Origin of the sequence: Mesorhizobium sp. LMG 17147 (assembly GCF_024297145.1) — a bacterium.
GTDB lineage: Bacteria > Pseudomonadota > Alphaproteobacteria > Rhizobiales > Rhizobiaceae > Mesorhizobium.
Map to the genome: position 1 here is coordinate 163,119 of NZ_JANCTC010000001.1, position 12,819 is coordinate 175,937.

12 protein-coding genes are annotated in these 12,819 nt (G+C 62.9%); 5 read left to right on the forward strand and 7 right to left on the reverse strand.

Annotation, left to right across the window (positions count from 1 at the left end; all coding sequences use genetic code 11):
• Window positions 1-62: 62 nt before the first annotated feature.
• The 3 genes from NMG46_RS00850 to NMG46_RS00860 are packed head-to-tail and all read right to left on the reverse strand — an operon-like array spanning window position 63 to window position 3,918.
• Window positions 63-1,028 carry a substrate-binding domain-containing protein gene (locus NMG46_RS00850; protein ID WP_254815861.1) on the reverse strand — a complete coding sequence of 322 codons (966 nt, stop codon included), beginning with the start codon at window positions 1,026-1,028 and terminating at the stop codon, window positions 63-65.
• A complete protein-coding gene (locus NMG46_RS00855) occupies window positions 1,025-2,338 on the reverse strand; it encodes an ABC transporter permease (protein WP_254815862.1) in 1,314 nt (437 codons plus the stop codon). Before NMG46_RS00855 ends, NMG46_RS00850 begins: the two co-directional genes overlap by 4 nt.
• Entirely contained in the window at window positions 2,335-3,918 is a 1,584-nt protein-coding gene (locus NMG46_RS00860) for a sugar ABC transporter ATP-binding protein (protein WP_254815863.1), read from the reverse strand. The genes NMG46_RS00855 and NMG46_RS00860 overlap by 4 nt, the downstream gene beginning before the upstream one ends.
• Window positions 3,919-4,135: 217 nt before the next feature.
• Here NMG46_RS00860 and NMG46_RS00865 point away from each other — a divergent pair, with 217 nt between their 5' ends.
• Window positions 4,136-5,155 (forward strand): LacI family DNA-binding transcriptional regulator, encoded by a 1,020-nt coding sequence (locus NMG46_RS00865; protein WP_254815864.1) that lies wholly within the window; start codon window positions 4,136-4,138, stop codon window positions 5,153-5,155.
• A 254-nt stretch (window positions 5,156-5,409) separates the two neighbouring features.
• Window positions 5,410-6,033, forward strand: coding sequence for a L,D-transpeptidase (locus NMG46_RS00870; protein ID WP_254815865.1), 624 nt, complete (start codon window positions 5,410-5,412; stop codon window positions 6,031-6,033).
• 156 nt (window positions 6,034-6,189) lie between these two features.
• Here NMG46_RS00870 and NMG46_RS00875 read toward each other — a convergent pair whose 3' ends face one another.
• The 3 genes from NMG46_RS00875 to NMG46_RS00885 form a co-directional block, all read right to left on the reverse strand.
• Window positions 6,190-7,191, reverse strand: coding sequence for an LLM class flavin-dependent oxidoreductase (locus NMG46_RS00875; RefSeq protein WP_254815866.1), 1,002 nt, complete (start codon window positions 7,189-7,191; stop codon window positions 6,190-6,192).
• 155 nt (window positions 7,192-7,346) lie between these two features.
• Complete coding sequence (locus NMG46_RS00880; RefSeq protein WP_254815867.1) at window positions 7,347-8,507, reverse strand: AI-2E family transporter; 1,161 nt, start codon at window positions 8,505-8,507, stop codon at window positions 7,347-7,349.
• A gap of 133 nt (window positions 8,508-8,640) precedes the next feature.
• Complete coding sequence (locus NMG46_RS00885; RefSeq protein ID WP_254815868.1) at window positions 8,641-9,702, reverse strand: LLM class flavin-dependent oxidoreductase; 1,062 nt, start codon at window positions 9,700-9,702, stop codon at window positions 8,641-8,643.
• A 229-nt stretch (window positions 9,703-9,931) separates the two neighbouring features.
• Here NMG46_RS00885 and NMG46_RS00890 point away from each other — a divergent pair, with 229 nt between their 5' ends.
• A complete protein-coding gene (locus NMG46_RS00890) occupies window positions 9,932-10,360 on the forward strand; it encodes a DUF6481 family protein (RefSeq protein WP_023718183.1) in 429 nt (142 codons plus the stop codon).
• 179 nt (window positions 10,361-10,539) lie between these two features.
• Here NMG46_RS00890 and NMG46_RS29635 read toward each other — a convergent pair whose 3' ends face one another.
• Window positions 10,540-10,665, reverse strand: a complete 126-nt coding sequence (locus NMG46_RS29635; protein WP_013528464.1) for a hypothetical protein — start codon at window positions 10,663-10,665, stop codon at window positions 10,540-10,542.
• 215 nt (window positions 10,666-10,880) lie between these two features.
• Here NMG46_RS29635 and NMG46_RS00895 point away from each other — a divergent pair, with 215 nt between their 5' ends.
• Entirely contained in the window at window positions 10,881-11,690 is an 810-nt protein-coding gene (locus tag NMG46_RS00895; protein ID WP_254815869.1) for a transglutaminase family protein, read from the forward strand.
• A gap of 122 nt (window positions 11,691-11,812) precedes the next feature.
• Entirely contained in the window at window positions 11,813-12,778 is a 966-nt protein-coding gene (locus NMG46_RS00900) for a cation diffusion facilitator family transporter (protein WP_254815870.1), read from the forward strand.
• The last annotated feature ends 41 nt before the right edge of the window (window positions 12,779-12,819 follow it).

A 12,819-nucleotide genomic window follows, 5' to 3' on the forward strand; every position in this document is an offset into this window, starting at 1 on the left:
GCCTGCCGGCGTTTGATTGTTGTTCCTGCCGGGCGCTGAACGCCCGGCAGGAAAGCCTCGTCTCAGAGGCCGTTGTCCTTCAGTATCTGGGCGGCATTTTCCTTGGTGATCTTCTGCGTCGGCAGGGTGATGGTCTTTTCCACCTTCTCCCCGTTCAGGAACTTGATCGCCTGCCGCAGCCCTTCGGCGCCCGGCGTCACATAAGTGAACGTCGCCGTCAGTTCGCCATTGGCGACCAGCTGCACGCCTTCATTGGGCAGGCCGTCGATGCCGATGAACTTGATGTCCTTCTCACGTCCGACGTCCTTGGCGGCAAGATAGGCACCATAGGCCATCGGATCATTATGGCCGTAGACAAGATCGATCTTCTCGTTGTTGCGCAACGCGGTCGCCATGATGTTGTAGGCCTGGTCCTGCTTCCAGTCGCCCGACTGCTGGTCGAGCAGGTATTTTATGCCCGGCTCCTTGTCGGTGAATTCATGGAAGCCGTCATGGCGATCGTGCGCCGGCTGGGTGCCCATGCCGCCCCAGATCTCGACGACATTCCCGGCGGCCTTGCCCTTGCCGCCAAGCAGCTCGACGGCATATTCACCGGCAGCCCGGCCGATCAGCTTGTTGTCGCCGCCGACGAACTGCGTGTAGTCATTGGTTTCGACGTTGCGGTCGAGCACGAAGACCGGGATCTTGGCATCGATCGCCTGCTGCACGACACCGGTCAGACCGGCGGATTCTTTCGGCGATACCAAGAGCGCATCGACCTCCTGACGGATCAGGTTCTCGACGTCGGCCACCTGCTTCTCGGTCTTGTCCTCGCCGTCGGTGATGATCAGTTCGACTTCCGGATGCTTGGCCGCTTCGGCCAGAATGTCCTTGTTGAACTGAGCCCGCCAGGGTTCGATGGTCGTCACCTGCGAAAAGCCGATCTTCCACTTCTTGTCCTGCGCATGGGCGCCGCCGGCAAGCATGGCGGTCGTGGTCAGGAGTGCCGCTGTCAGCCCGGCGAGCTTCAACAATTCACGTCGTTTCATTTCTTGTTTCCTCCAATATTCAGAGACGCGGTCTCTTGCGACGGCCGCGTTGCCGCGGCCGTTTCCTTGTGCGCTTGCCCACCGGGCAGCCGCAGATAGAAGAGAAGATCACCGGCATTGCGCTCCTGTACGAGCACGGTACCGATGATGATCATCCCCTTCAGCACCAGCTGAAGGTTCGAATTGATGTTGTGCAGCTGCAGGATGTTGGAGAGCAGCCCGAAGATCAGCACGCCGCAGAACGTCCCGGTGAGGCTGCCGCGTCCACCCATCAGGCTGGTGCCGCCGATGACCACGGCGGCAATCGCGTCGAGCTCCAGGCCGGCGCCGGCGTCCGGCTTGCCTTGCCGGTACTGCGCGACATAGAGCACCGCCGCGATGCCGGCCAGCAGCCCTGACACGGCATAGGTGGCGATCTTCACGCGGCCTGCGGCGATGCCCGACAGCCGCGCCGCCTCCTCATTGCCGCCGATTGCATAGACATAGCGGCCGAACGGGGTGAAGCGCAGCACGGCGCCGTAGATCAGGATGGCGCCGAGGAAGAACAGGCCCGGCATCGGGATCACGCCGAATACCAGCGAGCGCAGCATTTCAAAATCGGCCGTGGCGTTCGAGCCGGTATAGACCGGCAGCACCGCATTGTTCTGGCCGGCTGTCAGCCGGGCGATGCCGAGCGCAGTAACCATCATCGCCAGCGTCACGATGAAGGGCTGCAGCCGCCCCGTGACGATGATGAAGCCGTTGAGCGCGCCGAACAGCAGGCCGACGCACGGCGCCACCAGCAGCACGCCGAGCACGCCGAATTTTGAGCCTACCTGCGGCAGCAGGAACCACAGCACCAGACTGCACAGGATCACCCCGACAATGCCGGGCGTCACCAGCCCGCGAACGCTGTCCAGCCTGATGTCGTGCGTCGCCTGCGCGCCGGCATGGGATTTTTCGATGTTCAGCAGGATGAAACGAGTGACGAGAATGCCGAGGCAAAGGGCTGCCACGGCAACTGTCGGCACCCCAAGCACCACCGCCGGCGTCACGCCGGGGACCGTCAGCAGCATGGCACAGACCACCGTACAGATCGCCATCAGCGAGCCGACGGAAAGGTCGATACCGCCGGTAATGATCACGGCCGTCATGCCGGTGGCAATCAGGCCGGTGGTCGACACCTGGCGCAGCACGTCGAGCAGGTTGCCGTAGGACAGGAAAATGTTGTTGCCCTTGGAGCTGATCGGCGAGCCGAGCACGCCGATCAGGAAGATGGCGATCAGGCCCCAATAGAGCTTCGTCCGGGACAGGATATGCAAAATGCTCATGCGGCAGGCCTCGTCATCGTCCGTCGCGGCGCCGCAAGCCGCATGATGGCCTCCTCGCTGGCTTGCGCGCGGGACAGGATTCCCGTCTGGCGGCCGTCGGCCATGACCAGGATACGGTCGGAAAGATGCAGCAGCTCCGGCAATTCCGAGCTGATGACCGCGATCGCCAGCCCGTCTCGCGCCAGCTTGACGATGAGATCGTAGATTTCCCGCTTGGCGCCGACATCGATGCCGCGCGTCGGCTCGTCGAGCAGCAGCACCCGCGGCCTCGTCGCCAGCCATTTGCCGATGACGACCTTCTGCTGGTTGCCGCCGGACAGCGTGCCGGCAGGCTGCTCGACGGTCTCGCAGCGAATGCCGAGCGCCTTGACGGCGTCCCTTGCCAGCCCTTGCTCACCGGCCAGCGAGCGCAGGCCGAACCGCGCCAGCGCACCGACCAGCGGCAGCGCGACATTGTCGGTGATCGAGGCCTCGAGATGCAGGCCTTGCGTCTTGCGGTCTTCCGTGACCAGGGCGATGCCGAGCCGGCGCGCATCGCGCGGCGAACGGATTTCTACCACCTCGCCATCGAGCCTGATCTCACCGCCGGCACGTCCGCCGCTGGACCCGAAGATGGTTTCCAGGATTTCGGTCCGGCCCGAGCCCAGCAGCCCGCCGATACCCAGGATTTCACCTGCGGCAAGATCGAAACTGACGCCGTCGAGCACGGTGCGCCAGCCATGGCGATTGGGCTTCGACAGCGACAGCTCGCTTACGGAAAGGACGGTGTTGACACCGGGGATGCGGTGCTCCTGGGAGGAAGCCAGCAGGTTTCGCCCGACCATCGCCGAAATTATGGCGTCTTCGTCGAGCTTGTCCATCGCCCGCGTCAGGACGTGGCGTCCATCGCGGAACACGGTGACCCGGCTGGCCAGATGCGTGACTTCGTCGATGCGGTGCGAAATGTAGACGATCGCCACGCCGCTGTCGGCGAGCTGGCGGATGATGCGGAACAGCCGCTGGCATTCGGCTGGCGAAAGCGCTGAGGTTGGCTCGTCCATGATCAGAATGCGCGCCGACATCGACAGCGCCTTGGCGATCTCGACCAGTTGTTGTTCGCCGACGCGCAAGGCACCGACGCGCGCATCCGGATCGAGCTCGATGCCGAGCCTTTGCAGCAGCGCGCCGGCAGCGCGGCTGCTCGCCTTGCGGTCGACGATCAGCCCGGCGATCAGCTTCTCGCGGCCGAGAAAGATATTGTCGGCGACGCTGAGTTCGGGGACGAGATTCAGCTCCTGGTGGATGATGGCGATGCCGGCGCGCTCGGCTTCGCGGACGCCGGCAAAGCGCACCGCATCGCCATCGATACTGACCGTTCCGTTATAGTCCGTATAGACGCCGGACAGGATCTTCATCAGCGTCGACTTGCCGGCGCCGTTCTCGCCCATCAGCGCATGGACCTCGCCGCGCCGCAGTTCGAAATCGACATCGACAAGCGCGGCGATGCCCCCGAAGGACTTGGAGATGTGCTCGGCGCTCAGCACGATAGCCGAGCCGTCCGCCACAACGCCTTGCGCAGGGATGGAATTGCCGTGCTGCATGACAAGGACGGCCTCCCTCCGTCGCCACCGAACACCTCAAACGCTAATCTAAACGTTTCGATCATGTCAAGGCAATATTTGGAGTCCGAGATTGTTCCATTTCAATTCTTGCGCAAAACCGTAAGATTCCGTACGTATTGCTGCCGTGGAGTGGTGAAACGTTTCCAAAATGACAGCGTCAGGACGAAAAAAGCAGCGCAAATTCACTGCTCCGACCATGCTTCACGTGGCCGAGGCCGCGCGTGTTTCCGTGGCCACCGTATCGGCGCTGATCAACGGCACCGCGACCGTCAGCCCCGAGCTCAGCCAGCGCATCGAACAGGCGATCCGCGACATCGGCTACAAGCGCAATGCCATCGCCCGCAGCCTGAAGATGGGCACCACACGCACCATCGGGCTCACCGTCCCCCACATCACAAACCCGTTCTTCACCGACGTGGTTTCGGTCATCCAGCAGGCTTTCGACAGGGCCGGCTACGCCGTCATGCTGTGCTGCACCGACGAGCACCTGAACACGCAGGACGACCAGATCAGACTGCTGCTCGACCGCATGGTCGACGGACTGATCGTCGCGCGTGTCGGCGACGGCGCGATCCTCAAACGGATTGTCGACGACGCCAACGTGCCGGTCGTGCTGCTCGACCGTGTTTGCCAGGGTGTCGATACCGATGCCGTCGTTCTCGACAATCAGCGCGCGGTGTTCGACGCCATCACCTACCTGATCGATCTCGGCCATCGGCGCATCGGCTACATCTCCGGCTCGTTCGATATCTCGCCGATGCATGACCGCATGGCGGGATACCGCGAGGCCCTCCAGGCCGCCGGCCTGCCGGCCGAACCCGAGCTCGTCCGCTTCGGCAACTTCCATGAAGTCGACGGCTACAACGCCACCATGCAGCTGCTTTCGCTGCACGACCGGCCGAGCGCCATCTTTTCGGCCAACAACCCGATGGTGATCGGCACGATGAAGGCCATTCGCGATATCGGCCTGTCCTGTCCGGAGGATATTTCGGTCGCCTGCTTCGACGACTTTCCGTGGTCGGATGTGTTCCGGCCGCAATTGACCACGGTCGCACAGCCGGTGCAGGCGATTGGCGAACAGGCGGCCAATCTGCTGCTCGACCGGCTCGCCGGAAACAGGGATGCGCCGCCGCGCAAGCTGACGCTCAAGGGTCGCCTGATGATCCGCAATTCATGCCGTCCGCTAGGTGCGACTGCGCAGAGCGTCAGCGCGTAGCGCTTGGGCTCCGTTCGGAAACTTTGCACTGCCGGACGGACCAGCGGTCCCCCTGTCCTGCCGACCCGGGCCTTCGCAGCCACTACGGGCGTTCGTCGTTCGAAAACCGAGCAATGGAAGGACGCGGCGCCGATCGAGCCAAGTGGCCAACGATCAGCCAGCCGACAGTCAGGAAAATCTTGGCAATCGAAGCAGGTCGGATTAGGAATATGACGAGATGCGGCTGATCGTCCACACGGGCGCCGGCTTGAGTCATGCGCGTGAAATCGATCCTAATCGGGCTGGTTCTTGCTGGGATGGCCGTATTCTTCGGCTGCACCACCGGCGGCGCATTAAAGACTTTCCCCTCGGCCTATGGCGGCCTCACCGACGCCGGTTTTCGCGTTCCGCCGGTTCCGATCTACAAGGTTGACCCAAAGTTCCATCGGCAGACAGTACCTTATGCGACTGAAGAGGCGCCGGGCACCATCATTGTCGATACAGGAGCGAAGTTCCTCTACTACGTGTTGGGAGACGGTCAGGCGCTGCGCTACGGAATCGGCGTTGGCAAGGCGGGCTTCGAGTGGCATGGCACCGCTCACGTTGCGAGGAAGCGCGAATGGCCGGATTGGAGCGCGCCGTCTGCGATGATCGTGCGCGAGCAGAAGCGAGGCCGCATCATACCGGCCCATATGGAGGGCGGACTCATGAACCCGCTCGGGGCGCGGGCGCTCTATCTTTTCAACGAGAAAGGTGACACTGGATATCGCCTGCACGGTAGCCCTGAATGGTGGTCCATCGGCAAAGCTGTGTCGGCGGGCTGCATTCGCCTCATGAACCAGGACATCATCGATCTCTATGACCGCGCCACAATCGGCACCAAGGTGATCGTCATTTAGTGGACGCCGCGTTTCCCGCAAACGGACGAGCATGAGGGATCGAAAAGCTCCGCGTAAAACGCGCGAAATGTTCGCTATGTCTTCGCACACCGGTTCGCGATGTTCCCTGCCTAAGGCCGGCCTTGCCCGCAACAGTGGCAAGTGGCGAACCAACTCTCAGGCAGCTTCCGACAGCGATTTGTGAGCGTCGGCCAGGATCTCGAACGAGCGCACCCGCGCCGCATGGTCGAAAATCTGCGCTGTGACCATCAGCTCGTCGGCGCCGGTGCGGCGCACGAAGGCCTCGATGCCTTGCCTGACCGTTTCGGGAGAGCCGACGACGGCGCAGGAAAGCGCTTGGCCGAGCATGGTCTTGGCCATTGGATCGAGGTCGCGCTCATATCCTTCGACCGGCGGCGGCAATCGGCCGGGCCGGCCGGTGCGCAGATTGACGAAGGCCTGCTGCAGCGAGGTGAACAGCAGCCGCGCCTCGGCATCGGAAGGAGCGGCGAAGACATTGAGGCCGAGCATCACGTAGGGCCTGTCGAGCTGCTCCGAAGGCTGGAAACGCGAGCGGTAGATCTCCAGCGCATGGTCGAGCTCGGCCGGCGCAAAATGCGAAGCGAAGGCGTAGGGCAGGCCGAGCATGGCGGCAAGCTGCGCGCCGTAGAGGCTGGAACCGAGAATCCAGATCGGCACCTTTTCGCCTTCGCCGGGCACCGCGCGGATGCGTTGGCCGTCTTCGGCCGGCTGGAAGTAACCCATCAGCTCGACGACGTCCTGCGGGAAATTGTCGGCGCCAGCATCGAGGTTGCGGCGCAGCGCCCGTGCCGTGGCCATGTCGGTGCCGGGCGCCCGCCCGAGGCCGAGATCGATGCGACCGGGATGCAGAGCGTTGAGCGTGCCGAATTGCTCGGCGATGACCAGCGGCGAATGATTGGGCAGCATGATGCCGCCGGCGCCGACGCGTATCGTCTTGGTGCCGCCGGCCACATGGGCAATGACCACCGAGGTGGCGGCGCTGGCGATGCCCGGCATGTTGTGATGCTCAGCCAGCCAGTAGCGCTTATATCCCAGCCGCTCGGCATGGCGGGCGAGATCGAGCGAATTGGCGAGTGACTGCGAAGCGTTGCTGCCTTCGACGATCGGCGACAGGTCGAGAACGGAAAGAGCGGTCATCGGCGCGGGGTTTCCTGTGGGCCGAACGGATGTAGGAAGCCGTTGCCGAGGCGGCAAATTCAAAATGTTGATTGAGCACTGCAGGCACAACGGACGTGCCACCGATGCAAGGTCGTGATCCGCCCCAATCGGGGGACGTTTTTGACCTTAAGCCGCTACTTTTTCGCCTCGTGAATTTCTTCGTCCTCGATCACCACCGTATGCTGCGCCGCGAGGAAATTGCCGACATGACTGAGGCCGTCGAAATGATCGCAGAACACCTTGATCACGACCAGCAGCGGCACCGCCAGCAACGCGCCGACGAAACCCCACAGCCAGGACCAGAAGGCGATGGCGATGAGGATCGCCACTGCGTTGATCTCGAGACGGCGGCCGACCACCGTCGGCGTCACGAACTGGCCTTCGACGACATCGCACATAAGTACGAAGGCCGGCGCCAGCAGCGCATAGGAAATCGTGTCGAAGCTGATCAGCGCGATGATCGTGACCAGCGTGATGGTGGTCAGCGCCCCGATATAAGGCAGGAAATTGAGCAGAGCCGCTGCCGCGCCCCAGACCTGCGCGTTGGGCACGCCGAGCGCCCAAAGGCCGAGCCCGATGACAATGCCGAGACATGTATTGATCACCGTGACGGTAAGCAGATAATGCGAGATTTCACGTTCGACGTCGTAGACGACGCGCAGCGCCCGCTTCTTTTCGCTGAGACTGGAGAAGGACTGGACGATCTTTTCATAGAACATCGTGCCCGAGGCTAGCAGGAACAGCGACAGGACGAAGACGATGGTAACGCTGACGCCAGCCGACAGCACATTGCCGGCCGCCTGCGAGAGAATACCGGATGGCGCCATCGCCACCCTCTGAACGCCCGGCTCCTGGGTTGTCTGTGTCAGGCCCTCGATCTGGCGCGAAATCTCCACGATCCGTTCGAACGGACGGCGCAGTTGTGCCAGACGTTCGGTAAGCTGCTGGCCGATCGTCGAGGTGTTGTTGATGAGGTCGATGACCGGGCCGCTGAGCAGATATCCCGCGACGGCGACGAGGCAGAACGAAAGCAGCACCAGCAGTGTCGCCGAAATGACATCGGGCATGCCATGCTTGCGCAGGAAGCGAACGATCGGCGTCAGCGTCAACGCCAGCAGGAAAGCCAGAATGACCGGCATGAAGAAGGCACGGGCGAAGTAAAGCGCGTAGATCGCCATAAGGATGAAGATGCCGACGAGCAGCGAACGCATCAGATGCGCATCCGCCCGCGCCTCGACGCGCGGATCCGGGCTTTCGGCAGCGCTTGCGCCCGAAGCGGCGGGTTCGGCTTTCATTCTGACCCTCGGCGGCACACCGCGATTGGTGCAGACCGTTGGCGAAAACGCCTCTGTCGCTTCAAGGTTCCGTTAGCCGGCGTCACCGACAAGGCCGCCTCGCGGCCTTGGCAATGAATCAGGTGACTGGGAATCAGGCAACCGGCGCCGCCACGGCGGGAACGGCCCTCGCAGTTTCCCGGCGCACGATCGGCGCCACCTTGGTGCCGTAGAGTTCGATGGCCTTCATCACCTTGGCGTGCGGCATGGTGCCGATCGCCATTTGCAGCAGGAAGCGGTCGTTGCCGAATATCCTGTGCTGGGCAATGATCTTCTCGGCCACCTGTTCTGGATTGCCGACGAACAGCGCGCCGTTCGGGCCGCGCGATTGGTCGAAATGCGCCCGCGATGTCGGCCCCCAGCCGCGCTCACGGCCGATACGGTTCATCACCTCGGCCTGCGGCCCGTAGAAATCGTCGGCTGCCTGGTTCGTGGTCTCGGCGATGAAGCCGTGCACGTTGAGACTGGTGGCAAGGCTTGCCGGATCGTTGCCGGCGCGTCTGGCCGCATCCCTGTAGATGTCGAACAGCGGTGCGAACCGCGCCGGCTCGCCACCGATAATCGCCAGTGCCAGCGGCAACCCGAGCACGCCGGCGCGGGCGACGGATTGCGGTGTTCCACCGACGGCGATCCAGATCGGCAATTTGTCCTGCAAGGGCCGGGGATAGACGCCGCGATCATTGATCGGAGCGCGCAGACTGCCCGACCAGGTCACCTTGACATGATCGCGGATGGCGAGCAGCAGGTCGAGCTTCTCGGCAAAGAGCTCGTCATAATCTTCGAGATTGTAGCCGAAAAGCGGAAAGGACTCGATGAACGAGCCGCGCCCGGCCATGATCTCCGCCCGGCCGCCGGACAGAAGGTCTAGGGTGGCAAACTGCTGGAAGACGCGCACCGGATCGTCGGACGACAGCACGGTGACAGCGCTGGTCAGCCTTATGCGCCTGGTTCGTTCGGCGGCCGCCGCCAATGCCACCACCGGAGCGGAGGCAGCGTAGTCGGGACGGTGGTGCTCGCCGAGACCAAAGACGTCCAGCCCGACCTGGTCGGCGAGCTCGATCTCCTCGATCAAATTGCGCAGCCGCTCGTGCGCACCGATCGCACCGGGACCCGGTTCCGGGCTGACGTCGGCGAAAGTGTAGAGACCGAGTTCCATAGTGTGTCATCCCAGCGTTTGTCCTGGGGCTACAGGTAGCGATCAGTCCGCCGCCCCGCCAGATGGCTGGATGGTGAACAGTGCGGGTGCCTTTCAGCCGAATTCAATCGAAATGGCGTCTCCCGGCTGCAACAGATCAGAATTTCATGGCTGGCATACCGTTTTGGCGCTTGAACTCTCGGTTTTCACGCGTATGTAAGCCTCGCAAATTGACTTCAGGGAAGTGGACTTGGCTATCTATAGGGAAAAAGACGTTTTCGAGCGGCGCAATGCCGCGAACGAGGCAAAGAAGGCGCTTCTGGAGCGCTTCAAGGCAAAGCCGGCGGCAGATGATCCAGCGGTGCTGGCACGACAGGCCGAGCGCAAGGCGATCCTCGAGGCCCGCGCGATACGCGAGGCCGAAAAGGCCAGGCTGAAGCAGGAAAAGCTGGCGCGCGAAGCGGCCGAAAAGGCCGAGCGCGAGGCAGCCGCCGAAGCGGCACGCATCGCCGCCGAAGAGGCCGCACAGGCCGAAGCGAAGATCCGGGAAGCTGAAGAGAACGAGCGCATCGCCCGTTTTCTTGCCGACGAGGCCGAACGTAAGGCCAAGCGTGACGCACGCTATGCCGCGCGCAAGCAGCGCACCGGCAGGACGCCGCCCGGCTTCTCCGCGCGATAACGCCTTCCGGCACTGATTCAAGCCATCGGAACGCTCCGTTTCGATGGCTTTCGGCCGATTTCTTGAATGCGCGAAATCTATCTTCGCCGCATCCATAGGGGATGCGCGTGAGCTTAATGAACAATCATACCAGCCGGGTTTGCGGCCGGTCGAAATAAGCCGAAACGGTAGCTGCGGCCCTACTTGTCCTTCAGCTTCATCGCCTTCACCGGCGGTGCCTTCAAGGCCGGCGCCGGAGCGGGTTTCTTCGCGTCCTTCTTCGGCTTGCGGGCTTCCTTGCCTGCCTTCATCGCACCCTTAGCCATGATTCGTTCCTCCAGTTGATGTCTGGCGAAGTGAAACAAGAGAAAACGCTCGACTGCAAGAGGCCGCTGCCGGGCAGTCGCCCTGGCCGATGGCTGTCAACCGGTTTCTAATTCCCTCGTAAACCGCAGCGGTCCGTGCCATGGTCTTCTTCGCACTGCAGCATCAGCCCTCGCGTTTCGCCGGCTGATGATCAGGCAGGCCGGTCAGGACGACAATGCGGATCCACATCGGTTGCCAGATGAGCTTCGACTTCCCGCAGGAAACACCGCTGATCGCGATGCTAAATGTCCATTATTCGCGCGCATCCGATCTTGAGCGGCCGGACTTCCTGACGTCGAACCCGCCGGTGCCGATCGAGAGCTACCGCGACAGTTTCGGCAATTGGTGCAACCGTCTCGTTGCGCCGGCCGGGCGCTTTGCCTTCGGCACCGACGCGGTCATCCGCGACCCCGGCTCCTTTGAGACGCGCGAGCTGACGGCGTGGCAGCACGAGGTGCGCGATCTGCCGTCGGAGACGCTGCTGTTCCTGCTGCCCAGCCGTTATTGCGAGAGTGACGTGCTGTCGAATGAAGCGTGGCGGCTGTTCGGCAGCACCCCGCTCGGCATTCCGCGCGTCCAGGCGGTCTGCGACTTCGTCCATAACCACATCGTCTTCAACTATTTCAATGCACGGCCGACGCGCACCGCCGCCGAGGCCTATCGCGAGCAGAGTGGTGTGTGCCGCGACTTTGCTCACCTCGCTGTTGCCTTCTGCCGCGCCCTGAATATTCCAACCCGCTACTGCACCGGCTATATCAGTGACATCGGCCTGCCAAAGCCGTGGTCGGACATGGATTTCGCCGCCTGGATGGAGGTCTACCTCGGCGGCCGCTGGCACGCGTTCGACCCGCGCAACAACGCGCCGCGCATCGGCCGCATCCTGATTGCCTCCGGGCGCGATGCCGCTGATGTGCCGCTGACCCACATTTTCGGGCCGGGCGCGCTGGCTGGCTTCAAGGTCTGGACAGACGAGGTCGTCGAATAGCCCCGCGCCGCCCTTTTGCACAACTGACCTTGTGAACAACTCGGCGCTTCAGGCGTTGTGAGAGCTGTGGAGCGTGGGCGGACGCTCCGCCAATCTCGGTGCATCAACCAAGGCAGCACACCGTGGCGGCGCATGGCGGGTCGAAAAAAGTGATCTACGCGGCGCTCGCCGGAAATCTTGCGATCGCACTGACCAAATTCGCCGCTGCCTTGTTCACGGGCAGCTCGGCAATGCTCTCGGAAGGCGTCCACTCGCTCGTCGATACCGGCAATGGCAGCCTGCTGCTTTACGGCATGCACCGTGCCGCGCGCCCGGCCGACCGTACGCATCCGCTCGGCCATGGCCGCGAGCTGTACTTCTGGAGCTTCATCGTTGCGCTCCTCGTTTTTGCACTGGGCGCCGGCATATCGTTCTACGAAGGCGTGACGCACATCATGACGCCGGAGCCGATTGCCAACGCCAAGGTGAACTACGCTGTCCTTGGCCTTTCCTTCCTTTTCGAAGGCACCTCTTGGCTGGTGGCGCTGAAGGAGTTCCGTCACCAAAAAGGCGGCCACGGCTGGCTCGAGGCGGTGCAGCTCAGCAAGGATCCGAGTGTCTACACCGTACTCTTCGAGGACAGCGCGGCACTTCTCGGCCTCGTTGTCGCCTTCGCCGGCATATTGGCGGCGGAACTGCTGGACATGCCGAAGCTCGACGGCGCCGCGTCGATCGGCATCGCGCTGATCCTGGGTGCAACCGCGATCTTCCTGGCGCGCGAAAGCAAAAGCCTGCTGCTCGGCGAGCCGGCTTCGCCCGAGGTGCAAATGAAAGTATTGGACATCGTCCAGCAGGACCCGGCGGTGCAGCGGGCGAATGGCGCGCTGACGCTGCATATGGGTCCGCAGGAGATCGTCGCCGCTCTGAGCATCGAGTTCGAGGACCACTTGTCGGCGCCCGAGATAGAGACCTGCGTCGAACGCCTTGAGACGCGGCTGAAAGCGGAGATGCCGGAGGTGACGCGGCTGTTCGTCAAGCCTCAGACCACCGGCACCTGGGAACGCCGGAGCAAGGCCTTGGCAGGGGCATCCGGACAAGAACCGGCCTAAGGAAAATGGCTTGAGGAAATCGATGCGCCATCGGGCAGTCC